General features: G+C 70.5%; 24 protein-coding genes, 3 tRNA genes and 1 other RNA gene. 14 read left to right on the top strand and 14 right to left on the bottom strand.

All coding sequences use genetic code 11. The features are described 5' to 3' along the window. Positions 1-2: 2 nt before the first annotated feature. Positions 3-893 (bottom strand): ABC transporter ATP-binding protein, encoded by an 891-nt coding sequence (locus IC605_RS07320; RefSeq protein ID WP_216321085.1) that lies wholly within the window; start codon positions 891-893, stop codon positions 3-5. 478 nt (positions 894-1371) lie between these two features. Here IC605_RS07320 and IC605_RS07315 point away from each other — a divergent pair, with 478 nt between their 5' ends. From IC605_RS07315 to IC605_RS07300, 4 genes are all read left to right on the top strand, one after another. Next, positions 1372-1971, top strand: a complete 600-nt coding sequence (locus IC605_RS07315) for a single-stranded DNA-binding protein (protein ID WP_216321082.1) — start codon at positions 1372-1374, stop codon at positions 1969-1971. A gap of 11 nt (positions 1972-1982) precedes the next feature. Further along, on the top strand, positions 1983-2744 hold the full coding sequence (locus IC605_RS07310; RefSeq protein WP_216321079.1) for a metallophosphoesterase: 762 nt from the start codon (positions 1983-1985) through the stop codon (positions 2742-2744). A 103-nt stretch (positions 2745-2847) separates the two neighbouring features. Beyond that, positions 2848-2923: transfer RNA gene (locus IC605_RS07305), tRNA-Asp, on the top strand. A 16-nt stretch (positions 2924-2939) separates the two neighbouring features. Beyond that, positions 2940-3015, top strand: a tRNA-Phe gene (locus IC605_RS07300). A gap of 142 nt (positions 3016-3157) precedes the next feature. Here IC605_RS07300 and IC605_RS07295 read toward each other — a convergent pair. Both IC605_RS07295 and IC605_RS07290 read right to left on the bottom strand, forming a co-directional pair. Next, the gene (locus IC605_RS07295; protein WP_216321076.1) at positions 3158-3862 is read right to left on the bottom strand and encodes an IclR family transcriptional regulator; all 705 of its coding nucleotides are present in this window, start codon (positions 3860-3862) and stop codon (positions 3158-3160) included. A 63-nt stretch (positions 3863-3925) separates the two neighbouring features. After that, positions 3926-4618, bottom strand: coding sequence for a hypothetical protein (locus tag IC605_RS07290; RefSeq protein ID WP_216321073.1), 693 nt, complete (start codon positions 4616-4618; stop codon positions 3926-3928). Between the two features lie 30 nt (positions 4619-4648). Here IC605_RS07290 and IC605_RS07285 point away from each other — a divergent pair, with 30 nt between their 5' ends. Then, the gene (locus tag IC605_RS07285; RefSeq protein ID WP_216321070.1) at positions 4649-5845 is read left to right on the top strand and encodes an MFS transporter; all 1197 of its coding nucleotides are present in this window, start codon (positions 4649-4651) and stop codon (positions 5843-5845) included. Positions 5846-5912: 67 nt separating this feature from the next. Here IC605_RS07285 and IC605_RS07280 read toward each other — a convergent pair whose 3' ends face one another. From IC605_RS07280 to IC605_RS07270, 3 genes are all read right to left on the bottom strand, one after another. Further along, entirely contained in the window at positions 5913-6578 is a 666-nt protein-coding gene (locus tag IC605_RS07280; RefSeq protein ID WP_216321069.1) for an amino acid ABC transporter permease, read from the bottom strand. 68 nt (positions 6579-6646) lie between these two features. Next, entirely contained in the window at positions 6647-7420 is a 774-nt protein-coding gene (locus IC605_RS07275; protein ID WP_216321066.1) for a transporter substrate-binding domain-containing protein, read from the bottom strand. 126 nt (positions 7421-7546) lie between these two features. Then, positions 7547-8194, bottom strand: a complete 648-nt coding sequence (locus IC605_RS07270) for a carbonic anhydrase (RefSeq protein ID WP_246580573.1) — start codon at positions 8192-8194, stop codon at positions 7547-7549. Between the two features lie 223 nt (positions 8195-8417). Here IC605_RS07270 and IC605_RS07265 point away from each other — a divergent pair, with 223 nt between their 5' ends. Then, positions 8418-8798, top strand: a complete 381-nt coding sequence (locus IC605_RS07265) for a hypothetical protein (protein ID WP_216321064.1) — start codon at positions 8418-8420, stop codon at positions 8796-8798. A gap of 120 nt (positions 8799-8918) precedes the next feature. Here the strand turns inward: IC605_RS07265 and IC605_RS07260 are convergent, their stop codons facing one another. Next, positions 8919-9278 (bottom strand): tRNA-binding protein, encoded by a 360-nt coding sequence (locus IC605_RS07260; RefSeq protein ID WP_216321063.1) that lies wholly within the window; start codon positions 9276-9278, stop codon positions 8919-8921. A 175-nt stretch (positions 9279-9453) separates the two neighbouring features. On the opposite strand from IC605_RS07260, the gene IC605_RS07255 reads away from it, so the two are divergent. Beyond that, the gene (locus IC605_RS07255; RefSeq protein ID WP_216321060.1) at positions 9454-10410 is read left to right on the top strand and encodes an aminoglycoside phosphotransferase family protein; all 957 of its coding nucleotides are present in this window, start codon (positions 9454-9456) and stop codon (positions 10408-10410) included. A 13-nt stretch (positions 10411-10423) separates the two neighbouring features. Here IC605_RS07255 and IC605_RS07250 read toward each other — a convergent pair whose 3' ends face one another. The 3 genes from IC605_RS07250 to IC605_RS07240 all read right to left on the bottom strand — a co-directional run bounded on the left by IC605_RS07250 (position 10424) and on the right by IC605_RS07240 (position 11226). Continuing rightward, a complete protein-coding gene (locus tag IC605_RS07250) occupies positions 10424-10927 on the bottom strand; it encodes an arsinothricin resistance N-acetyltransferase ArsN1 family A (RefSeq protein WP_216321057.1) in 504 nt (167 codons plus the stop codon). A 31-nt stretch (positions 10928-10958) separates the two neighbouring features. Next, positions 10959-11057, bottom strand: an RNA gene (gene ffs, locus IC605_RS07245) — signal recognition particle sRNA small type. An 84-nt stretch (positions 11058-11141) separates the two neighbouring features. After that, a tRNA-Leu gene (locus IC605_RS07240) sits at positions 11142-11226 on the bottom strand. A gap of 192 nt (positions 11227-11418) precedes the next feature. Between IC605_RS07240 and rpsO the strand changes: the two genes are divergently transcribed. Next, positions 11419-11694 (top strand): 30S ribosomal protein S15, encoded by a 276-nt coding sequence (rpsO, locus tag IC605_RS07235; protein ID WP_216321053.1) that lies wholly within the window; start codon positions 11419-11421, stop codon positions 11692-11694. Positions 11695-11802: 108 nt separating this feature from the next. On the opposite strand, the gene IC605_RS07230 is transcribed toward rpsO, so the two are convergent. Then, the gene (locus IC605_RS07230; protein WP_216321050.1) at positions 11803-12264 is read right to left on the bottom strand and encodes a gamma-glutamylcyclotransferase family protein; all 462 of its coding nucleotides are present in this window, start codon (positions 12262-12264) and stop codon (positions 11803-11805) included. Between the two features lie 18 nt (positions 12265-12282). Then, positions 12283-12984, bottom strand: a complete 702-nt coding sequence (locus IC605_RS07225) for an XRE family transcriptional regulator (RefSeq protein ID WP_216321046.1) — start codon at positions 12982-12984, stop codon at positions 12283-12285. 217 nt (positions 12985-13201) lie between these two features. On the opposite strand from IC605_RS07225, the gene IC605_RS07220 reads away from it, so the two are divergent. The 5 genes from IC605_RS07220 to coaD all read left to right on the top strand — a co-directional run bounded on the left by IC605_RS07220 (position 13202) and on the right by coaD (position 16548). Then, positions 13202-13588 (top strand): hypothetical protein, encoded by a 387-nt coding sequence (locus IC605_RS07220; RefSeq protein ID WP_216321043.1) that lies wholly within the window; start codon positions 13202-13204, stop codon positions 13586-13588. After that, positions 13585-14751 (top strand): S1C family serine protease, encoded by a 1167-nt coding sequence (locus tag IC605_RS07215; RefSeq protein WP_216321040.1) that lies wholly within the window; start codon positions 13585-13587, stop codon positions 14749-14751. The genes IC605_RS07220 and IC605_RS07215 overlap by 4 nt, the downstream gene beginning before the upstream one ends. Positions 14752-14967: 216 nt before the next feature. Then, the gene (locus tag IC605_RS07210) at positions 14968-15408 is read left to right on the top strand and encodes a superoxide dismutase (RefSeq protein ID WP_216321036.1); all 441 of its coding nucleotides are present in this window, start codon (positions 14968-14970) and stop codon (positions 15406-15408) included. Between the two features lie 67 nt (positions 15409-15475). Further along, positions 15476-16024: an RsmD family RNA methyltransferase gene (locus IC605_RS07205; protein WP_216321032.1), complete on the top strand. Its 549-nt coding sequence runs from the start codon at positions 15476-15478 to the stop codon at positions 16022-16024. Further along, on the top strand, positions 16021-16548 hold the full coding sequence (coaD, locus tag IC605_RS07200; RefSeq protein WP_216321029.1) for a pantetheine-phosphate adenylyltransferase: 528 nt from the start codon (positions 16021-16023) through the stop codon (positions 16546-16548). Before IC605_RS07205 ends, coaD begins: the two co-directional genes overlap by 4 nt. A 315-nt stretch (positions 16549-16863) precedes the next feature. Here coaD and IC605_RS07195 read toward each other — a convergent pair whose 3' ends face one another. After that, positions 16864-18627: a hypothetical protein gene (locus IC605_RS07195; RefSeq protein WP_216321027.1), complete on the bottom strand. Its 1764-nt coding sequence runs from the start codon at positions 18625-18627 to the stop codon at positions 16864-16866. Positions 18628-19035: 408 nt separating this feature from the next. Further along, positions 19036-20277 (bottom strand): methionine adenosyltransferase, encoded by a 1242-nt coding sequence (gene metK, locus IC605_RS07190; protein ID WP_216321024.1) that lies wholly within the window; start codon positions 20275-20277, stop codon positions 19036-19038. Between the two features lie 426 nt (positions 20278-20703). On the opposite strand from metK, the gene IC605_RS25025 reads away from it, so the two are divergent. Further along, the gene (locus tag IC605_RS25025; RefSeq protein ID WP_216321021.1) at positions 20704-23322 is read left to right on the top strand and encodes a S8 family serine peptidase; all 2619 of its coding nucleotides are present in this window, start codon (positions 20704-20706) and stop codon (positions 23320-23322) included. Positions 23323-23675: the final 353 nt, after the last annotated feature.

Below are 23675 nucleotides of genomic sequence, written 5' to 3'. Positions count from 1 at the left end.
GCTCAGGCGCGGACGGTCGGGGTGGTCAGGCTCAGGAAGGCGTCCTCCAGGCTCGCGCGGGTGACCTCCAGCTCGGTAAAGGGAACGCCGGACACGACGAGCGCCCGCACCAGTGCCTCCGGCTCACGGGTCCGGAGGTCAGCGTGGCCGCGCGTATCGACCTCCGCTGCCTCGACCCCGGGCAGGGCGCGCAGCTCGCTCAGCACGAGGTCGGAGGTGAAGCGCACCCGCCCCGTCGCCACCCGCCCGCGCAGGCTCTCGGGCGTGCCGTCGGCGAGGACGGCGCCCGCGTTCATCACGACCACCCGGTCGGCGGTGCGCTCGGCCTCCTCCAGGTAATGCGTGGTGAGGAGGATGGTGCGGCCCTCGGCCTTCAGCCCCTCGACGGCGTGCCAGAACGCGAGGCGGCTCCCGGCGTCCATGCCCGTCGTTGGCTCGTCCAGGAAGAGGACCTGCGGGTCGCCCACGACCGCGAGCGCGAAGGCGAGGCGCCGCGCCTGCCCGCCTGACAGCGCCCCCGCCCGGCGGTTCGCCATCGGGCGCAGGTCCGCCAACTCCAGCGCCGCGTCCACCGTCAGGGGCTCCGGGTACAACCGGGCGAACAGCGTGACCGCCTCGCGCACCGTGAGGGCCTGCGGGATGGCGCTCTCCTGCGGCATGGAGCCGATGTACGAGCGCACCCCCCCGGCGTGGGGATCGCCGCCCAGCACCCGCACCGTGCCCACCGTGGGTCGCGCGAGCCCCAGCATCAGGCTGATCGCGGTCGTCTTGCCCGCCCCGTTGGGTCCCAGCAGCGCCGTCAGCTCGCCCGCCCGCACGTCCAACGTCAGGCCGCGCAGCGCCTCCACCGCCCCGAACCGCTTGTCCACCCCGCTCAGCTCTATGGCGTTCATGGACGTATGGTGCGCCGCCCGGCTGGAGGTCCCCAGTGCCGGGCGTCAGGGGGGCGGCGTGACAATTGTCAGGCGGTCATCCTCGTCCCAACGCCGGGCCCCTGGTGGGATAGACTGCCCTGGCCTGCGGGCGGGTTGCATGACAAGCGGGAGCGAGAGGGGCCACTCCTCGACAAAGAGGAAAGGGCAAACGCTGCGACAACAGCGAATGCCCGGAAAGGTGGTGCTCTCTTGCCTCACAAGAAGCCTACCAGGAAAAGGAAACCGGTTCAACCGAAGCGAATCTTGGAATGGGTGCTGCTTATCACAGCAATCCTGACTATGCTCGAGCTGCTGTTCGAACTGATCCAGCCCCTCACCTGAGCTGAAGCCTCCCGTGCGTGCCCGCCGCGTCCAGACCCGCATGGCGGCGACCCCGGCCCCAGGTCGGGGTTTCGCCTTTTCCGTCCCCCGGTTGCGCCCGCTAGACTCGGGACCTATGGCCGACCCTGACCGTACGCGAGAGGCCCTGCGCGCCACCCTCACCGCCTGGGCGGTGGCCGAGGTGCGCGGCGACCAGGCCCGCGTGACCCTCGCCCCCGACCCCGACGCCCTCGCCGCCCACCTCGACCCCGTGGACGAGGGCTGGTCTCTCGGGTGGGCCTGCGAGAGCGTTCAGCCCCCCGTGGTCCGCGCCCGCCTGACCGTGGGGGGCGCGGCGCGCGAGGGAATGAGCGGCGGCCACACCCTTCAAGACGCCAAGCTGCGCGCTCTGGCCGACGCGGCGCGCTTCTTCGGCGTGCCCACCCCGGCCGAGGGGCAGTGGGTGGAGTACGACCCGGAGGACGGCGCGAACACCAGCGATCTCGACGCGGAGATGGGGGAGGCGCCCGCCCAACGCGCCCCGGCCCGAGTACCCGAGCCCCCCCGCGATCCCCAGATGGACAAGGCCCGGCGCCACATCGAGGAGCTGCTCGAACAGCTCAAGTCGGCGGGCAAGGGGGGCGAGGCCACCCGGGTGCTCCTGCGCGGCTACGGCGAGACGGTGCAAGAAAGCCGCGCCATCTATAAGGAACTCCAGGCGATCTTGAAGGGCTAGGGAGGCTTCGCGTGCGCAAGTTCATCGCTGTCGGGGACGTTCACGCCGACTGGGAGGGCCTGTGGGGGGCACTCAGGGCGGCGAGTTGCGTGGACGCGCACTTTCGTCCGACGCCCCCGGTGGAGGCCGGGCTCTATCAGGTGGTCTTGATGGGCGACCTCGTTCACCCCAAGAGCACGCGGGACTACGAGCGCCTGACGGGGCTGCCCCGCTTCAACCCCCGCGATCCGGAGCACCTCTTTCTCGCGGCGCGCGAACAGGTGAGGCATCTGGAGCGGCTGCGTGCCTATCAGGCGGCCGCGCCCCACGCCGTCCACAGCGTGCTCGGCAACCACGACGACGCGGTGCTCGACCCCCGCCTCGTCCTCGGCACGAGCGGCGGGCTCGTTCACGTGGAATTCGACCCGGCGCACGGGGGCCAGCCCCTGCCCGGAGAGTTGCGCGGCTGGATGGGGGGGTTTCCCCGCGAACTCCGCGTGGGGAGCGTGCAGTTCGCGCACGTCTCGCCCCTGCCCGCGCACACCCACTACGACGACCTCTTCTACGCCGACCCCAGTACCAAACGCTGGTTTCGCGAGACCCCTGAGTATGTCCGCCGGGCGGGCCTGAGGTTCGGCGTGTACGGCCACACCCAGCCCGGCGGCGGCATCCTCCTCGACCGCGAGGCGGGCTTTGCCATCATCGACGCGCTCCCCCACCGGGAGTACCTAGAGCTGCTCCTCGACCCCGCGCTGCCCGAGCCTGTCCAGGGCGTGCGCGCCGTCCCCTTCTGAGGAGGGGGGCCTGAGTGCCCTGCCACGGGGGATGAACTGTGGGCGTGTTGACAAGCCCGGGGGGCGCGGCTATCCTTAACCCCGCTGCTTTTGCGGCGCATGGGGTCCGGTAGTGTAGCGGTTAGCATAACTGCCTGTCACGCAGTAGGTCGCGGGTTCAAATCCCGTCCGGACCGCCAACGCCCCCCGGGGCGCGGCTAGGTAGCTCAGCTGGTAGAGCAAACGACTGAAAATCGTTGGGTCGCCGGTTCAAGTCCGGCCCTGGCCACCAAGAACAAGCCCCGCCCCGCGCGGGGTTTTCCATTTGTATCGTGGTCGGCGCTGGTCCAGTCCCATCTGGAAGGGGCGGCCTGGCTAGACGGACCTGCCGGGAAACGGCGTGGTAGGTGGGCCCCGGGTCGGGTCGTCGGGGATCACAACAGCTCCTGCGCCTCACGGACGATGCCCAGCACGTGCTCGCGGACGAGGCGTTCCTCGCGCAGGTAACGCTCGGCGCTCATCTGCACGCCGATGGCGGCGACGACCTGATCGCCGTGGCGGTAGGGCACGCCCAGGGTGCACTGCCCCTCGACCCACTCCTCGATGGAGTAGGCGTAGCCCCGCCGCCGCACCCGCGCGACCTCGGTGCGCCACTCGTCGGGGGTGGTGATGCTGCTCTCGGTGCAGGCGCTGAACTCGCGGGGCTGGATGTCGGCGTGGGTATAGAGGATTTTGCCGCTCGCCGTGGCCGTGGCGGGCAGGTAGATGTCGAGCGGCAGGTCGATGTCCGCGTCGGGGTGGCGCTCGCGGATCGCGCACACGACCTCCTCGCCCTCCAGGATGCACAAGAAGGCCACCGCCCGCACCCCGAAGGCCAGCCGGGTGATCAGCGCCCGCGCCGCCGGAAACCACGGCAGCGCCGCCGTGAGCTGCGCCCCCATCTCCGCGATGTGCCACGACAGCCGGTAGCGCCCGGCAGGCGTGCGCCGCAGGAAGCCCGCCTCCGTCAGCCCCGCCAGATAGGCGTGCGCCGTCGCCCGGGGCACCCCCAGATGGGCCGCGAGCGCCCGCACCCCCCACTCGGGCTGCTCGGCGCTGAAGGCTCCCAGGATGCTCGCGGCTTTCTGTAAGGACAGCACCCGTCCAGCCTACAGGGACGACCATGCTTAAGCCGTGATCATGACGGAAGCCCGAAGGCTCGGTCACCCGGGCGGCCCCAGCAGTTCCTCCCGGTCCCTGGGGTTGAGCGGCAGCAGGGCCGTCTGGACGAGGTAGGGCCGGGTGCCCTCCCGCTCGGTGCCCTGCCCGCTCAACTCCTCGCGCAGGGCGTCGAGGTGGGCCTGCACTCGCCGCGCCGCGTCGTCGTCCAGCCACAGCACCCCCATGTAGTCGCCGCCAAAGTGCTTTCCGCGTACCTCGGCGAGCGTGCGGCCCTCGGGGAGGAGGACCTCGGAATGGACCTCGCCGCTGGAGTCGCGGTAGAGGAGGCGGGTCCCCAGCTCCAACTCCGCGAGGCGCCTTGCCCCGGCACGGGCCCGCAGGCGGTCGAAGGGCCGACCGTGCTGCGCGATCTGCGCCTCCAGGTCCGCGAAGGGGGTGAGGTGGAAGGGCACCCGAAGCCCGGCGGGCGCGCGGTAGAGCCGCACGGGTCGCCCGGCGCGTCTCTCCATGCCCACCTCCTCCAGCAGCCCGGCCCCCAGAAATTGCCGCACCCGGTAGAGCATTCGCTCCACGCTCACGCCCGCCTCCCGCGCCGCCGCCCCCGCCCCCAACGTCCGCCCGAGGAAGGGTTCCAGGTGGCGCAGGGCCACGGGATCGCTCAGCAACCGGGCCTGCTCCGGCGTGCCCACCTCGAACCAATCGCCCTCGAAGGAACCCAAAATCGTCTGCGGCATTTTCGGCAGGGTACGCCGGACGCTGGGGCCATGACCACCACCCATGCGACGACCACGCTGCCGCGCTCGTTCTGGACCTACTGGGCAGGGCTGAGCGCGACTGCCTTGGGCGACTCCGCCGTCGCCGTCGCCCTGCCGTTCCTGGCGCTGGACGCCGGGGGAGGCGCGGGGGCCGTCGGCCTTGTGGTGCTGTGCGGGAGCCTGCCGCGTTTCCTGGCGCCGCTGCTGGGCGGGCTCGCCGACCGGCTGCCGCCGCGCCTCCTCCTCGCCCTCAGCGCCGGACTGCGGGCGCTCGCGGTGGGGGCGGTGGGCGGGCTGGCCCTGGTGGGAACGGCTCCGCTCTCGCTCCTCGCCGCCTTGGCCTTCCTGAACGGCCTGCTCTCCACCCTCGCCTACGCCACGGGGGCCGCGCTCGTGCCGCGTCTGGTGCCCGCCGCCCCGCTGCCGCGCGCCAACAGCCTGAACAGCGGGGCGCTGATGGGCGCTCCCCTCGTGGGCTACGGGGTCGGAGGGGTGCTCGTCCACGGGTTCGGTGCGGGAGGGACGCTGCTCGTCGCCACACCCCTCATCCTGGGGTTGCTCGTCGCCGCCCTCGCCCTGCCCCGGCTGGAGGGGGCGGCGGGCGGAAGGATTCAGCCGCTGAGTGACGCTCTGGAGGGCCTGCGGGTGATCCGCCGCTCGCCCCTCCTGCTCGCCCTCCTCGCCATGAGCTTCGCGCTCAACCTCGCCATGAACGTGATGAACGTCCGCGCGCCCCTCCACATGACGGCTTTCGGGCGGGGTGCGCCCGACTACGCCGTCTTCGAGATGCTGATCTCGGGCGGTGTCCTCGTCGGCATCGCCCTCGTCACTCCGCTCGCCGCCCGGCGGAGTCTGGACTTGCTGATCGGCACGGGCCGCTGGGTCCTCGTTCTGGGCACGCTGGGCTTCGCGCTGACCCCGGTGCCCGCGTGGTGGGGCGCCGCCGCCGTCTTCGGCCTGGGGCTGGGCCTGCTGGAGGTCGCCGCCACCACCCGTTCGCAACAACTCGTGCCGGACGGTCTGCGGGGCCGGGTGATCGGCGCGCTGATGGGTGTGAACGCGGTCGGCCTGACCCTCGGCGCGGCGCTGGCGGCGTGGCGTGTCGAGACGGGAACGCTGATGCTCACCCTTACCGCCCTGCTCGCCCTCCTCGCGCTGACCTGGACGGCGGCGGTGCGGGCGCAGGCGCGGCGGGCAGCGACCTGACGGGGATCAAAACAAGGAGGAGGGGGACACGTCGACCTGCGTCCCCCTCCCCCTGTTTCTTCCTTTCCTACACCGTCCCGCGAGAGAGCCGCCGCTCCACCCGCCGCTGCACGACCTCCAGTATCCCGCTGATCGCCCAGTACAGCAGGGCCGCCATAATGTACGGGCCGAAGGGCTCGAAGGTGCGGGCGATCACCAGTTGGGCGCTTCGCAGCAGTTCGACCACCGTGATCACGGAGACGAGCGAGGTGTCCTTGACCAGCCCGATCAGGCTGTTGCCCAGGCTGGGCGCGGCCACCCGGAGCGCCTGCGGCAGCACGATCAAGCGCATCGTCTGCGCCCCCGTCAGCCCCAGGCTGTACGCCGCCTCCCGCTGCCCCCGCCCCACCGACAGGATCGCCGCCCGGATCGTCTCCGAGAGGTAGGCGCCCGCGTTGAGCGTCAGGGCCAGCACGCCGCCCACGACCGGGCTGAGCGTGATCCCGAAACTCGGCAGCCCGTAGTAGATGACGAAAATCTGCACCAGCAGGGGCGTCCCCCGGATAAAGGACACGTACAGGCCCGTCAACCCTCGCAGGAAGGCGAACCTGGAGAGCCGCGCGAGGGCCACCAGAAAGCCCAGCGGCAGCCCCAGCACCATCGCCGCGAGCGCGAAGGCCAGCGTGACGCCCGCCCCCTGGATCAGGACGGGCAGGGCCTGGAGGGCGCTTTGCAGAATGAAGGAGAGGTCCACGGGGCTCACCTTAAACGGCGACGGGACGCCCGGGGCATTTCCTCCCCGCGTCCCGCCGCCCAGAGGGCTTACTTCCCGGGCTGGCTCACGTCCTGCCCGAACCACTGGCGGCTGATCTTCGCGTACGTACCGTCCGCCTTGATCTGGGTCAGCGCCCGGTCGACGGCGGCCCTGAGCGCCGTGTTGTCCTTGCGCAGGGCGATGCCCACGGGCTCGGGCTGGCCGATCACGCCCGCGCCCTTGACGGGGAGGTTGTCGCGCTTGATCAGGTAACCCACCAGCAGGCGGTCGTTGTACGCGGCGTCGAGGCGGCCCGAGATCAGGTCGCGCAGGTACTCGGGGGCGCCGGGGTACGTCACCACGTTGATGCCGCCCGCGTCCCGCAGTTGCTTCTCGAAGTTGCTCCCCAGCCCCACGCCCACCCGCTTGCCCTTGAGGTCGGTGAGCGTCTTGAACGAGGTGTTAGCGTTCTTCCGCACGATGATCTGCGGGCTGCTGTAGGCGTAGGCCCGGCTGAACCCGATGGCCTGCTGCCGCTCGGGCGTGATGCCCACCTGGTTCACGATCACGTCGTACTTCCTCGCCTGGAGCCCGGCCAGGATGCCGCTCCACTCGGTGAGCACGAACTCGGGCTTGAGGCCCAGCTTCGCCGCCACCGCCTTGGCGATGTCCACGTCGAAGCCGACGAGCTGCCCCTTCTCGTCCTTGTAGGTGAAGGGCGCGTACGTCCCCTCCATGCCGATCTTGAGCACGCCGGGCGTCAGGGTGCTGGGCTTGGTCTGGGCCTGGGCGCCGCCCACCAGAAGCAGGGGCGCGAGAATGGTCAGGATGGTCCGCTGCATGGTTCCTCCGTTACAGATGCAGAGGGCGCCGCTCGTCTGAGATAGGGCGCCACGCGACCTCCCACTCTAGTCCTCACGCTCTGTTTTGTAAAGTGCTTTGCTTCGGTTAGTGGGTTGACGCAACGTTCACGGTCGCAGGTCTTCCTCCTCGATCAGGAAATCGACGGCGCCGGAGCCGATCTCGTAGTAGGCGCCGATGACGCGAATCTGGCCGCGCGCCTCGGCGGCCTGGATGACGGGCTGCTCGCGCAACATGGCGACCTGGCAGCGGACGTTGTTCAGCACCGCCTCGCGCATCCGGGCCTTCTTGTCGCGGATGGGGGGAAGGTCCCGCACGCAGGGCTGGATGCGGGCGATGAGCTTGCGCAGGTTCTCGGGCTCCCGGGCGACCTGTTCCTCCGGCAGCATGGCGGCGGCCACCGCCCCGCACCCCTCGTGCCCCATCACCACGATCAGGTGAACGTCGAGGTGCTCGGTCGCGTACTCCAGCGTGCCCAGCCCCGCGTCGCCGACCACGTTGCCCGCCACCCGCACCACGAAGAGGTCGCCGAGGCCCTGGTCGAAGACGATCTCCACGGGGACCCGGCTGTCGCTGCACGCGAGAACCGCCGCGAAGGGCGTCTGGCCCATGATCTGTGCCCGGCGCTGGTTGGCGTCCACCTCGGGACGGGTGGCCTGCCCGGAGAAGAAGCGGGCGTTGCCGTCCTGAAGGGCCTGGATGGCGTCTTCCGGCGAGGCCATCCGCGCCGGGCGCAGCTCCGCGATGTCCGCCATGCTCGCGCCCCGGCGGATGGCGGCCAGCACGCGCCGTTCGAGGTCGGAGGTCGGAGGGGGAGAGGGCCTGTCGGGCGCCGAGTCGCTCACCCGCCCATCTTAAGACGGGCGGTGCCCGGGATGACGGAACTAGTTTGTCCCTGGCCCGCCGTTCAACCTGGCTGACCCGGGATAACGTGCGTCCACGCCTGCCAAGGGAGCGCGGCTGTTTTAGGCTGGGTCCATGACGGCGCCGCTCGACCCCACCGTGGACCTGACGCTAGACGAACTGCTCGAACGCTACGCCACCCTGCGCGACACGCTGCTGGGGCTGGAACTGGAGCGCGACGAACTCGCCGCCCGGATCAAGGCGGCCCTCGCCACCGGGGCCCGCGCCGAGACGGACCTCTACCGGGCCGAACTCAAGGTCTCGCGCCGGGTGGAGTACCCCGTCGAGCCCTTCCGCGACGTGTTTGGCGACGCCGCCGCGCTGGAGGTCGCCACCATCGACCGCAAGAAGGCCGAGGCGCTGGCGAAGGCGGGTGACCTTGACCCCGAGCGGCTGCGAGGACTCGCCTTGGTGAAGGAAACGCAGTCGCTGGTGCTGATCCCAAAAACGCGGTGAGGGCCAGGCTGCCCCTCCGCACACGTCTTCAACAAGTCGAGGGCCTATCCCCCAAGTCATCCCAACCGAGCAGCTTTGGTGAGGTGGGAGGTAGCCCCTCAACTGACGGGGCTACCTCTCTCAGAACACCTTGCCGCCGAGCCTGGCCTCCCGAGCGGGCGTCAGGACGGTCGCCTCCCCGCTCGCGGCCCCTGGAACCTGCACCCCAAGAATGAGGACCTCCGAGGTCACGTCGCCGATCTGGCGCGGCTCGAAGTTGAGCACCCCCACCACCTGGCGCCCCAGCAGCTCCCCCGGCGGGTGCCCGGTGAAGCGGCCCACGCTGACCCGGCGCCCGTACTTCCCGAAGTCCACGGTCAACCGGTAGGACGCTTTCGGGGCGCTCGGCTCCACCTCGACCTCCACCACGCGCCCCAGGCGGATGTCCAGCCGACCCAGGGTGTCCTCGTACGTCACGGTGGTTTTCAATTCCGTCGCCATGCCACATCACGCTCCTTGGTTCTTCTCGTTTGAAAGCACGCTACCTGGACGAATCCGCCGTCCGAACATTAGCCGGAGGTGGACCAGCCTGGGCAAGAGACAGCAGGACCAGTGCGGGAACATCCGTGGTCCTCCCAGAGTCCGGTCTCGCCCGCGCGTGGTAGGGTTCGCCATCGTGGAAGAGGCCCCTGCGGTCACCGTGCAGCCCACCGTGCGCGCCTACGCGGAAAGCCTGGGGGCGCACGGCCGCCTGTGGCTGGACGCGCTGCCCGGCCTGCTGCGGCGACAATGCTGCGAGTGGGAGCTTGGATTGGGCGACCCGCTGCCCGGCGGCAGCCGTTCCTCTGTCCGCCGCGTTACCACCCGTGACGGGCGGCGGGCCGTCCTCAAGCTGGCCCTGCCGGAACCCATCCTGACCACCCAGGTCTCCACCCTCGTGGCGGCGCGGGGTCACGGGTACGTTCAGGTTCTGGCCCACGACCTCGACCGGGGCGCCCTCCTCCTGGAATCCCTCGGGGCACCTGTGGATGAGGTGGTGCAGAGCGTGTCCGCCGTGCTGTCCATCACCGCCGGGACGCTGCGGCAGGCCTGGCAGGTGCCGCGAGAACTCTGCCTGCCCCCGCCGGGCGAATCCGGCCACAAGGCCGCCGGGCTCCTCGCCCTCGTGCGCGACCTCGCCGAGGAGAGGGGAGAGCAGGGTCTTCAGGCGGCGGTCGACCAGGCGTTGCGCTACGCCCGTGAGAGGTGGGAGGCGCGTGACCCCGCGCGACAGGTCGTGGTCCACGGTGACCCCCACGCGGGAAACCTGTTGCGGGTGGAGCGGGCCCGTCCAGGTGCGGAGACGGGTTATGTGTTCGTGGACCCCGAGGGTTTCCTGTGCGAACCGGAGTACGACCTCGGGGTCGCCCTGCGCGGCTGGAACACGGAGCTTCTGGCCTTCAGACATCCGCACTCGGAACTGCGCTCCTGGTGCGACCAGATGGCACAGGCGACTGCGACCGACGCTGAGGCGATCTGGCAGTGGGCGTATCTGGAACGGGTCTCCTCCGGGCTCTACCTGGGGCACCACGGCCTGCCGGACCTCGGCGCCCCGTTTCTGGCCGTGGCCGGAAGGTTGCTCAAAGGGACATGATTGACTCCCCTGCTCATGGCGGTCCCTCCACCTCGTCCAGCAGCGCCTCCACCGTCACCACGTCCCGCCACTCGCCGTCCAGACGGGCGTGGCGGCGGTGGGTCCCGACCTCGCGGAAGCCGCAGCGCGTATGGAGGCGGCGGCTGGCCGTGTTCTCCACGAGGACGCGGCTGGTGAGCTTGTGCAATCCGGCCTCCCGGGCCGCCGTCATCAGCTCGCGCAGGGCGGTCTCGCCGTACCCCCGCCCCCGCGCCTCCCGCGCCACGTAGACTCCGTGGTCTCCTATGGTCGCGTACACTTCCCGGGTGCTGTAGGGGCCGCTCCACGCGAAGGCGACGACTTCCCCGTTCCCGTCCAGCGCCACCACGGCGGGATGCGGCCCGCGCAGGCGTTCGGCCACCTCATCCTCTGTTCTGTTCCTCGTCTCGAAGGTGGCGATCCGGTCGGCGATGCCCTCGTTGTAGATGCGGGTGACGGCGGGGGCGTCGTCCGGCGTGGCCGCGCGGGTGGCAGGCATGTGGGGAGGATGGCACGGGGAGCACAAAAAAGCATTGCCGGTGAGCAACGGCACCCAGAGATCATCCCTTATGGCTGCTGCCTTCCGGCCCTGACCAGGTTCAGGCGTCCCCGCTGCGTTGCGCCAGCAATGCGACGCGGAGTGTAGCACACGTTCCGGCGACGCGGTGGGGCCAAAGGCTGCCGCCGGAACCCTGAAGATTCCGGCGGCCCGTTGGTGCTGGAGATGGGACTTGAACCCACACGCCTCGCGGCGCTAGCACCTCAAGCTAGTGCGTCTACCAATTCCGCCACCCCAGCAACGGTGAAGCGAAAGGAATGATAGGGGCCGCCCCCCGCCTTGTCAACTGCCGAACGTGCCTCCCGGCCCCGGCGTGCTAAGCTACCCGCTGCCGCCGTGAGCGGTCGGGCAGGTCTGTCCGTGGAACTTCTTCCGACAGACCCTTTGGCCCGGCTGGTCCGCGCGGGACTTCACAACACGAGAGGGACCACATGATCGACAAGAAGCAGACCATCCAGACCTTTGCCCAGAGCGAGAAGGACACCGGCAGCACCACCGTGCAGATCGCGCTGCTCACCGAGCGCATCAACAACCTCTCCACGCACCTGACCGCCAACAAAAAGGACAAGCACGGCCAGCGCGGCCTGCAACTCCTCAACGGCCAGCGCCGCCGCCTCCTGAAGTACCTGGAGCGCACCGACTACGACGGCTACATCGCCCTCACCGACCGCCTGAGCATCCGCCGCGGCCAGCGCATCGTTCGCTGAAGGCTGTCCCGGCCCCACCGCTCCTGGCTCGTCCGGGGGCGGTTTTCCTTTGGTGTGGGGTCGCCAGTCGCCAGCTTCCAGTCGCCGGGATCGACCCTGGAACTCGGCCTAGCGGTCCTCTGGACGAGGACGGGCGCGGTCCGGCGCCCCCCGCCAGTCGCCGTCCGGGATCGGGACCACGCCGGGACGGGCGAGGCGCGCGGCGTTCGCATACACGTAGACCCAGGCGGCACACGTCTCCTCCCCCTCCAGCGTCACCGTCACCTCTTCGCGCGTGTAGAGGGGCGGCACCTCGTCCACGCCCTCCAGCGCGTCGAGGAAGGGGAGGGCGACCCCCCAGTCCTCCCGGGCATAGGTGAGGACCTGGCCGCAGACCTTCTCCCCCGCGCCGCCGGGCACGACCGCCGGGTACGCCTCGGGGAGGAGGTGCAGCAGGCGAAAGCCGGGCAGACGGGCGGGCCGGGCCTCGAAGGTCCCACCCTGGGCGGCGACGTGGGCGTTGCGCTCGCCGGGCATCAGGGTTCCGTAGACGAAGACGCGGGTGAGGGGCTGTTCGGGCACGCGGGCCATGCTAGCGGGGCAGCGGGGTCACAGGCGGTTGCCCCGGGGCTGGTGGAAGTACACCCGCCCGACGACGGTGGCCTCCTCGGGTTTGACGGGGGGGTGGTCGGGGTTGTCGCTCGTGAGCCAGACGTGGGGGCCGTACCGCCGCAGCCGCTTGACGGTCAGGCCCAGGCCGGGAACGTGCAGGACGTAGACGCGGCCCTCGCGCAGGTCGAGGTCGCCGGGGTCCACGTAGATGCGGTCGCCGGGACGGATGCCGCCCGCGCCGCCCTCGCCCGTGCTCATGGAGTCGCCCTGCACCTCCAGCACGAGCATTCCTGGTCGGTGCTCGCGCGCCGGGACGAGTTCGTGGTCGATCACGCTGCCGTGGTCTTCCGAGAGCGGCAAGCCCGCCGACGCGAGCGCCCGCACCGGCACCCGGATCAGGTCGAGGGTGCCCAGCAATTCGCCCCCGGCTCCCGGCGTGGTCAGCAGCGGCAGCCCCGTGCGCGCCACCCACTCGCCCGCACTGATCTCCAGGGCGCGGCGCAGGGCGTCCTGCCGCGCCGGGGTCAGGGCCCCCAGCGGCCTCGTCCCGCGCTCCAGGCGGCTGAGATACGGCTGGGTCACGCTGCCCGCCTCGCCCCCGTGCAGGGCCGTCAGGCGGGCCACCTCGTCCTGGCGCAGGCCCAGGCCCGCCCGGCGCTCGCGCAGCCAGCGGGGCAGGTCGGAGAGGGGAGCGGTCATGCACCGAGTCTAGCCTGTGCGAAATGCCCCAACTGGAATGGTGGAGCTTGACGATATGACTCTAGGCATATTATGTTGATGGCGTATCCCCGCCGCCCCGCTTCGCGGCCGCGCCCACACCCCGCCTCCCGTCCTCCCCTTCGTCCGGCGTGACCCGTCCTCCTGCGCGGGGGAGGGGGGCGCCGGTCTCACCCTCACCTGCCCCAGGAGGCTTTCCATGAGCGACCTTGCCCCCCTCCTCGATCTTCTTCCGCTGCTGGGCACCGCGTTCGGGGCGGGGAGTGTGACGCAGCTCGCGCGGCAGCTCGCCCGCCCTGCGCCGCCGCGGGCCCGGCGGGTGCTGGCGCACGCGGCGGCGGCGGGGATCGCGGCGCTGACGGTGGTCGCGCTGCTGACGGTGTTGTGGCGGCCCGCCCCCGCTCCGGCGCTGCTGCTCGCCGCCGCGTGCGTGACGGGCTGGAGCGGGCCGGGCATCCTGACGCGGCTCGGGGGCGTGATCGAGCGGCGGCTGGGGCTGGCTGCCCTGGACCCGGGGGACCCGCCGCGCCGGAAGGGGAGACATGGCACATACCACCTGGAGTCAAACAATCACACTGAAGCATGAACGTCGTACGCCCCGCCGCCGCGCGCGGCCTGATGGTGTTGTCCGCCCTGCTGCTCGGCGGTGTGGTTTCTTCGACTTCCCCTGCTCGGGCGCAGACGGCGGCCCCCTCCTCCGGCACGACGCCCGCCGAGCGCCGCGCCGCCACCCCCGCGCCGCTGAGCCAGGCGGAGAGGGTCACCCTCGACGACCTGTACCGCAAGCTGCGCCCGGCTACCCTGCGCATCGAGGATTGCCCGCCGACCAACTGCCGGGAGCCGAACGGGGTGGGCACCGCCTTTCTGATCGGCGACGGCTACGCGCTCACGGCGTACCACGTGGTCTTCGCCTCGAAGACGCTGAGTGCGCAGACGCTCGACAAGAAGCGTTACGCGGTGCAGGTGGTCGGCTACGACGACCAGTCCGACCTCGCCCTGATCCGGGTGAACGTGCCCGCCGGGACGCCCTCCATGCCGCTCGCCGCGACGGGACCCCGGGTGGGGGACACGGCGCTTGCCATCGGCAACGGCGGCGGCGACTTCCTGGTTCAGAAAACCGGTCGCCTCACCGGCCTCGACAGTGACGCGGGCCGCGCGGACTTCCCGCCCGGCACGCTGGAGCTGAACGCGCAACTGGTGCCGGGAGACAGCGGCGGGCCGATCATCAACGCGCAGGGCGAGGTGATGGGGGTGGTGAGTTACATCAGCGTGGGCCCCGGCGCGCGCGCGGGCCGCATCACCGCCTACGCCGTGCCCGTGACGAGGACGAGCGCCAAGCTCGCCGCCCTGCGCCGGGGCGAGAAGCTCGACGCCCCCGTTATCGGGATCGCCCTCAACCCGCAGCTCGACTTCGCCTTTGCGCTGCCCGCCGACCGCTTCTCGGAGTTCAACCGCGTCTTCGACCTCGGCCTCGGCGACACGCCCGGCGCCTTTTTCACGAACGTGGTGCCCGGCAGCCCCGCCGCCCGCGCGGGCCTCCAGCCCCTGACCCTGAACGAGCAGGGCAAGCGCGTCTCCGGCGACCTCGTGACCGCCGTCAACGGTCAGGCCATCGCCAACTTCTCGGACTTCCAGTACGCCGTGCGCCGTTACCGCCCCGGCGAGACGGTCACCCTCACCGTCTTGCGCGGCGGCAAGAGGATCGAGGTCAGGCTCACCCTGGCCGCCCGGCCGCAGATTCAGAACTGACGTGCCCACACCCCGCGCCGGATGGGAGGATGCCTCGCCGTCCGGCGCCTCCTCTTCCGGGCGGCCTGCACGGCACCCCCGAAGAGACCCCCCCGGCGGACATTCACCCCTCCCCGACAATGAACGCGGGCCAACACTGTCGAGCTTGGAAGAGGGGCAGACTGCTCACGTCCAGTTCGCCCGATCTTCGACGTTCTCTCCAAAGGGGTTTCACCCATGCATAAGCTTCTCGCGCTCGCCCTGCCCCTCGCCCTCGGTTCCTGCACCATGATGATGGGCGGAACGACCGCGACCCTCGGCAAGCAGCCCGCCGCCGGGACCCTCACCCCGAGCGGCACGGTCATGAGCAAGGTGTCCGGTGAGCGGGTGATGACGGACGCGAAGGTCATGGGCCTGCTCCCCAACCAGGTCTACGTGGCGCATTACCACAACCAGGGCACGGCGAGTGCCGATCCGTGCAGCAGCAACGGCCCGGCCATCATGAGCAGCAAGGTCGTCGGGCAGACCGACGCGAGCGGGAGGCTCACCCTGATGGGCGACGCCCCGCGCGCCGACGTGGTAAGCGCGACGTACTTCAACGTGCACACGGCCAGCGACGCGGCGGGCACCCCGGCCGACGCGGGCGTGGCCTGCGCCGCCGTCAAGATGATGCGGTAACGCCCGCCCCTCTGCGCGCCCCGGTCCCCTGCGGACTTCGGGGCGCGCCTGCGTTACCCTACCCCCCATGAGCCTGCGAATCCTGGGCGGCAGCGCGAAGGGCCGCGTTCTGCACGTGCCCCCCAGTGCCCGGCCCAGCGGCGCCCGCATCCGCAAAAGCCTCTTCGACCTCCTCGCCACCCGGCAGCCGGAGGGCACCTTCCTCGACCTGCACGGCGGCAGCGGGGCCGTGGGGCTGGAGGCGGCCAGCCGGGGCTACGAGGTCACGCTGATCGAAAAGGACGCCCGCGCCGTCCGCACCCTGGAGGAGAACGCCCAGAGCCTGGGGCTGACCGTCCGCATCCTGCGCGGGAATGCGGAGGCCCTGCTCGGGCGCGTGGGCGAGTTCGACGTGGTGTTCAGCGACCCGCCCTACGTGCAGGATATCGGGCGGCTGACGGGGAGGCTGCTCGCCTCGGGGGTCGTGGCGCCCGGCGGCCTGCTCGTGTGCCAGCATCCGGGTCAGGTGCGTCTGCCCGAGCACCCCGGCTCCCGGCGCGAGGAGCGGGTGTACGGCAGCAACGTCCTCACGCTGTACACGCGGCCTGTGGTGGGGGATACACTCGACCTCACATGAACGCCGTCTTTCCCGGCTCCTTCGACCCCATCACGAGCGGGCACATGGACGTGCTGACGCGGGCGTCGCGCATCTTCGATCAGGTGACCGTGACGGTCATGCACAACGCCCGCAAGCAGGGCCGCCACCTCTTCGACCTCGACGAGCGGCTCGGCATCCTGCGCGAGGCGACCGCCCACTTCGGCAACGTCAGCGTGGACTCCTTCGGCGGCCTGCTCGTGGACTACATGCGCCAGCAGCAAAAGGGGATCATCGTGCGCGGCCTGCGGGCGGTCAGCGACTACGAGTACGAACTCCAGATCGCCCACCTCAACCGCCAGATCGGCGAGGTCGAGACCGTGTTCATCATGGCCGCGACCCGCTGGAGCTTCGTCAGCTCCACGATGGTGAGGGAGATCGCCAGCTACGGCGGCGACATCTCCGAGATGGTGCCCCGCGCGAGCGCCGCCGCCCTGAGGCGCAAGTTCGCCGAGGTGTACGAGGGGCGGGAGACCGAGATGCGCGGGGAACAGGCGGGGGGCTGAGGGTTTTCGGGCCGTTCGGTGCCGCCCAGGGCAAACCGCAGAAAGGTCAAGGTCGCCAGACAACGGCAACCTTTCAGAGCGGACCTGCGAAGCCGCCCAGCAGAGCGAGTGGCGAAAAAGTGGGCGGCGCGCCGTGGAGTCGGCGCCTGAGACCTGCGGCGACGCATTGGGTGCGTCGCCCTGAAGCGTGTGACACAAGAACGCGGTCATGCCCGACGAAGCGAAGCCTCTCCTCTGCCCTGGAGGGGACCCTTCGCTTCACTCTGCTTCGCCGCCTGACAAGTCAGGGTGACACCTCCTCTTTCGTCCGATGCTCTAACGCCTCACCAGCCGGTTGAAGGCCTCAAGGTGCGGGGCGACGTCCCGCAAGGCCAGGTCCAGTCCGGCGCGGGCGCCCGCGAGGGTAATTTCCAGGGCCCGCCGGTCCTCTCGTTCCGTGAGCTTAGCCGGGGGGTAGGGAAAGGCCTGCCGCAGGGACACCAGCGCGGCCCCCAGGGCGACGTCCACCAGCGGCATGGGGTCCACGACCGGCAGGGGGCCCTCCTCCTTGTCGAGCCGCAGTCTCGTCACCGGGTCCCAGGGGTCAATCCACAGCACGACCTCCGGCCAGGGCTTCCGCAGCCAGTCGATCAACCATTCCAGGGTCTGACAGCGGCTGGCGCGGCGGCCGAACGCGTCGCGGGCGTGAATCCCGATGGAGAGCAGGGTGGCCGCCGAAACCTGTTGCAGGGGCACCTCCGGGTCCGCCAGGGCCGCCTCCATGATGCGGTCGGCGTACACCAGTTGCCACCAGGCGTAGAGGTTGAAGCACGCGTGGCGCTCACGCGGCGCGATCCACACGCCGATATTGGTGTAGTAGTTCTTGATCCGGTCCAGAATGTCCCGCCCGGCGTCGGAGCTGAGGAACCCGTCGTGCTTCGAGGTATGTTCGCCGATATGCTGGTCGCCGCCCAGGGTGTCGAACTGGTCGAAAATACCGCCCTCCAGCACGCCGATCAGGTTGACGTTCACGAAGTGGTGCCAGGTCGCATCGCAGACCACCCGGCCCACCCCGGCCCGGTGCCCGTCGTAGGCGCTGATCGCCCCGAAGGTGTGTGGGATGGTCGCGGTCTTGCTGCCCGCCTTGTCGGCGGTGTTGCCCGCCGGGACCCGGCTGTGGGCGATCACCTCCGGCACGATCCGCGTGCCCGCGCCGTCCGGCGGGTACTCGTCCCTCCCGCCGAAGGCCTGGGTGACGTCGTCCGGCACCCGGCACTCCCCCTCGTGCGGGTGGTCGGGCAGCACGTCGATGCGGCCCAGCCGCCCGCACAGCACCGGGTGCGGGTAACGCGCGTTTCGCAGGAAGCCCGCGAAAGTGCTGTACAGCACCAGCTCCAGCCGCTGCGGCAGGTCGTCGCTCTGGTCGCTGAACTGGGTGCCTGGGTCGTTCCCGCTCTGGTTGGTGTCGTTCCGGCGGGGGCCGGTCATGCTGACCTCATTGGTCGCGTCGGCGCTTGACGGGAAGTCTCCCCAGTGCCTCATGCCGCGCACCCGCGGCAGCGCCCCGCACAGCGCCCGCCCCAGGAAGCCGTGGTCCCCGGTGGCGAAGACCCCGCCGCCCCGGTTCATGTGGTCGGCGATGTTCTGCACCTCGGCGTTCGCCAGGAAGGTGCCCCGCCCCGGCATCCCGGCGTAGGTCGTCTCGATCCCGAACAGCCAGACCTGGTCGTACATGTCGGGCCTGAAATGCGCCGGGTCGTCGAAGCGGAAACCCTTGAGGCTGCGGGCGATGCCGGGGGCCCCCAGCATGACGTCCGCGTCCGTCACGTTAGGCCGGATGTGAGCCAGCGTCAGCTCGAATCGCACGCGGGTGGGCGCGTCGTTTTGCAGGATGTGAACGAAGGTGGAGAGGCCGAAGTCGCCCGGGCCGAAGTTCAGGCCGCCGTCGGTCACCAGCAGCACCCTGACCGTGCAGCGGCGCCACCAGTGGTAGATGGCCTCGGGCGACTTCCGGAACTTCTGACGGCGCTGGAGGTTGAGTTCGAGCAGCTCGCGGTTGCTCAGGCCGAGGTCGTCGAGACGTTGCGTTGCCGAGATCATGATCGCCTCCTGTCGTGCCGCGCCTGTCCTTCCGGCGGACCCCGTCAGGCTCGACGCGGGCGGCGGCTGCGCCGAACCCTCGACGGCGACCCCGAGAACGACGCCCCCTCCCCGGAGGGAAGGCGTCCAAACGGAGGGGCCCGGCCCTCAAGGGCCAAGTCCGGTGTTCACCGTCCTCACGCTCCTTTCCCGGTTGTCCGGCCCGGTTCCGCCCCCCGCCGGGACCCCTGGGCCGTCGATACGATCAGCATACTGCCGCGCTGTCCTCCCGCCATCCGCGTTCTCCACTAGACCCGCCGGATCGGCCCCGTGAGGCCCGGCGACTGTTGGCCCGCGCGGGCCGGGGGACCACAAGAGGGGGCGGCGGACCAGGGCCCTTCCCGGTCGCCGCCCCCTCCAGGCTGAACCTCAGACGAGCTGCTTGCGCCCTGCCGCCGCCGCTCTCAGCAACTCCGCCCGGTCGGTCTGCTCCCAGGGAAACTCGGGCCGCCCGAAGTGCCCGTAGGCCGCCGTCTGCGCGTAGATCGGGCGCAGCAGGTCGAGCTGGTCGATGATCGCCTGGGGCCGCGCGTCGAAGTGCTCGCGCACGAGGTCGGCGAGGAGGTCGTCGCTCACGGTGCCCGTCCCGTACGTATCCACCCGCAGCGAGACGGGGTGCGCCCGCCCGATGGCGTAGGCGACCTCCACCAGCGCCCGCCGCGCCAGCCCCGAGGCGACCACGTTCTTGGCGATGTAGCGGGCGTAGTACGCCGCCGAGCGGTCCACCTTGGTGGGGTCCTTGCCGCTGAAGGCCCCGCCCCCGTGCGGCACCGCCCCGCCGTAGGTGTCCACGATGATCTTGCGCCCGGTCAGGCCCGTGTCGCCGTGCGGCCCGCCCAGCACGAACTTGCCGCTGGGGTTGATGAAGTATTTCGTCTCGTCCGTCAGCAGCCCCGCGGGAATCACGGCGCGGATCACGTGTTCGATCATGTCCGCCCGAATCCGCTCCTGGCTCACGTCCTCACCGTGCTGGGTGCTGATCACCACCGTGTCCACGAAGGTCCGGGTGGCGTCGTGGACGCCCGCCGCAGTGGCGGGAAGGTCGCGCACGACCGTCACCTGGGCCTTGGCGTCGGGGCGGAGGTAGGGCAGCCTTCCCGCCTTGCGCAGCTCGGCCAGCCGCCGGGTCAGCCCGTGCGCGAGCGAGATGGGCAGCGGCATCAGCTCGGGCGTCTCGTCCGTCGCGTAGCCGAACATCAGGCCCTGGTCGCCCGCGCCGACCTCGGAGAAGCGGTGCTCGGGCCGGGCGCGTTCCTCGGGCGTCATCGCGCGCCACTCCTCGGAGTGGTCCACCCCGCCCGCGATGTCCGGGGACTGCTCGTGGATGGTCGTCAGCACCGCGCTGTACTCGGCGTCAAAGCCGTAGATCGCGCGGGTATAGCCCACCGCCTTGACGGCCTCGCGGACGATCTTCTGCACGTCCACGTGGGCCTTGTCCGCCCGCACCTCGCCCGCCACGACGGCCATGCCCGTGGTCACCAGCGTCTCGACTGCGACGCGGCTCGAAGGCTCCTGCCGCAGGAACTCGTCGAGCAGGGAATCCGAGATGAAATCCGCGAGCTTGTCCGGGTGGCCTTCTGACACCGACTCCGACGTGTAAAACTTCCGCATGTTTGCTCCTGTGCGCGCGGGGAGGCGTCTCGCAGAACGGCCTGGAGAGGGATGTCGCCCCGGTCCCCGCACGGTCCGCCCCAAGGTGGGAGGCGGCACCGGGGCAGCCTAACGCACCCGGGCGACCGGGAAAAGGACGAAAGGCGCCCATGCCCCGGGGAACGGTCCGGACCGGGCGCTTTCATCCGACCTCGATTCTCCTCACGTGGAGAAGCCGTCTCCCCGCGCCTCCTCCCCCCAGCATGAGAAGCTGACCGGCAGACTTCATGCTTCTCAGTCTCCCCAGCCTCTATAGTCGGCCGCAGCTCAAACAGCCGTTCGGAGACACCCGCCAGGTGGGACCCCCGTGGTCCCGTTCGTCCATATGTTCGCCCCTGTATTCGCTATTGGGGGAAGGGCCGTCGCTGGCCTTCCCGAGGAGAAGACATGCCTTCAACCCCGTTCAGACGCGGCGCCGCCCTCACCCTCCTTTCCCTGACGCTTGCGGCCTGCGGGACCCAGCAGGCGACCGGGCCCGGTGGGGCAGCCCCGGCCCAGGCGTCGCTGGGTGCCCTCTCTACCCCGACGACCCCCGCCCAGAACGAGACGCCCGAGCTGTGGTTCGTGGAACTCAGCGAGCGCCCCACCAGCAAGGGCGGGAACGGGGCCGCCATCGCCCGCGAGCGGCAGGCCTTCCGCGATCAGGCCCGGCAACTGGGCGTGAAGTTCCAGGAGCGCCTGACCTTCGAGCGGCTGTGGAACGGCGTGTCGGTGCGGGTGAAGCCCTCCGAGCTGGGCAAGCTCAAGGACCTCTCCACGGTGCGCGGCGTGTTCCCGGTGCTCAACGTCACGCTGCCCGAAGAGCAGATCGTGAACGAGCCCGAACTCGCCACCGCCCTCGCCCAGACGGGCGCCGACGTGGCGCAGAACGAGCTGGGCCTGACGGGCAAGGGGATCAAGGTCGCCGTGATGGACACCGGGATCGACCTCGACCACCCCGACTTCCGGGGGCGCATCGTGGCGGGCTACGACTTCGTGGGCGACGCCTTCACCGGCGAGAACCAGCCGGTGCCCGGGCAGGACACCCCGGACGACTGCGGGGGGCACGGGACCCACGTGGCGGGCATCATCGGGGCGAAGGCCGCCAGCGCGGGTGGGGCGACTGGCGTGGCGCCCGACGTGACCTTCGGCGCCTACCGCGTCTTCGGCTGCGAGGGCTCGACCCAGACCGACATCATGATTCAGGCGATGGAGCGCGTCCTCGCCGACGGGATGGACGTGCTGAACATGTCCATCGGGGCGGCCTTCCAGTCGTGGCCGCAGTATCCCACCGCCGTGGCGGCCTCCAACCTCGTCGATCAGGGGGTCGTCGTGACCGCCTCCATCGGCAACTCGGGCACGGGCGGCGCGTTCGCGGCGGGGGCCCCCGGCGTGGGCGAAAAGGTCATCGGCGTGGCGTCCTTCGACAACACCCACGTCCTGCTGGGCGAGTTCGTGGTGAACGGCCAGAAGATCGGCTACCAGCCTGCCTCGCCCTCGCCCACGCCGCCCACCTCGGGCAGCCTGCCGCTCGCCAAGACCGGCACCCCGACCAGCACCGCCGACGGCTGCGCGGCCCTGCCCGCGAACAGCCTGAGCGGCCAGGCCGTGCTGATCCGGCGCGGGACCTGCTCCTTCTACGTCAAGGCCTACAACGCCCAGCAGGCGGGCGCGGCGGCGGTCGTGCTGTACAACAACGCCGCCGGACCCCTCGCCGCCAGCGTGACGGGCACGCCCGCGATCACGGTTCCCGTGGTGGGCATCTCGGACACCGACGGCAAGGCCCTCGACGCCGCGATCACGGCGGGCGGCGCGACCCTCACCTGGACCCCGGGGCAGGGCTCGTACCGCAACCCCACGGGTGACCTGATCTCCAGTTTCTCCTCGTACGGCCTCGCCGCCGACCTGAGCCTCAAGCCCGACCTCGGTGCCCCCGGCGGCCTGATCCGCTCGACCTGGCCGCTGAGCCTCCCCGGCGGCGGGTACAACACCATCAGCGGCACGAGCATGGCCTCCCCGCACGTGGCGGGCGCGGTCGCCCTGCTGCTCCAGGCCAAGCGGGACGCGGGCGTGGCGGTGAAGGCCGCCGACGTGCGGACCTTGCTCCAGAACACCGCTGAGCCGCACCTGTGGTCGGGCAACCCGGCGACGAGGCTGCTCGACATGGTGCACCGTCAGGGCGCGGGCATGATCAACATCGTGAAGGCGGTGGGGACGACCGCCACTGTCACCCCCAGCAAGCTCTCCCTGGGCGAGAGTGAGAACGGCGCGAGCAAGACGCAGACCCTGACCGTCACCAACACGGGCAGGAGCGCGGTGACCTACACGCTCTCGCACGTCGGGGCGATCAGCACGACGGGCAACTACACGGTGAGCTTCGCCAACGCGCCCGCGGGCGTGAGCTTCAACACGAACACCGTCACCGTGCAGCCCGGCGGCAGCGCGACCGTGACCGTCACGATCACCCCGAACGGCCCCGACCTCAGCCAGTACGGCGGCTACCTCGTCTTCACGCCCCAGGGCGGCGGCACCACGCTGCGGGTGCCCTACGCGGGCTTCAAGGGCGACTACCAGGCCCTCAAGGTCCTGACCACCCCGCCCCGCCTTGCCCGGGCGAACGCGGACGGCACCTTCACGCCCACGGCGGAAGGCGGGACCTTCACCCTCCAGAACGGCGACGTGCCCTCCTTCCTGCTGCACCTCGACCACTTCGCCCGCTTCCTGAAGATGGACGTGTACGACGCCGCCAGCGGCAAGCCCGTGCATCCCCAGTTTTTCAACCTGCTCACCCAGGAGTACCTGGGCCGCAACAGCACCGCGACCGGCCTTCTCGCCTACGACTGGGACGGCACCGTCAGCCACAGCCGCGGCAGCAACGGCGTGGGCAACGACAAGGACAAGCGCAAGGACGTGCCCAACGGGCAGTACGTCGTCAGGCTCACCGTCCTCAAGGCTCTCGGCGACGAGAACAACCCCGCCCACCTGGAGACCTGGACCTCACCCGTCATCACCATCGCGCGGCCCTGAGGTAGAGCCTCTTTCCGGCGCAGTTCCTCCACTGGGGGGAGCTGCGTCTCCTTGTTAGCGACGGGGAGGGGCCGCTCTAATCTGCGGCGTGCCTTCCGCAAGTCCGCTGCCGACCGAAGCCCTCGCGCTCGCCTGGGCCGCTCAGCTTGGGACCGTGACTTGGGAGGAGGTGGTCGCGTGGGCGGACGGGTGGATTCTGAGGTTGGACGCGCCGCCCGAAGCCTTGCTGGAACTGAAGACTTGTTGCGCAGTAGCTGAAGAGGCAGCGGGGCGACGTGAACCGTCGCCCCGCTGTCCTGCCCTTGGCTTCAGATCGCGGAGAGGTGCAGTCGGCGTTGCCAGCGAAGGTTGAC

This window comes from Deinococcus aestuarii (assembly GCF_018863415.1).
In the GTDB taxonomy this organism is placed as follows: domain Bacteria; phylum Deinococcota; class Deinococci; order Deinococcales; family Deinococcaceae; genus Deinococcus; species Deinococcus aestuarii.
Note: the sequence above shows the minus strand (reverse complement) of the source record. Positions and strands in the feature narration are given on the sequence as shown.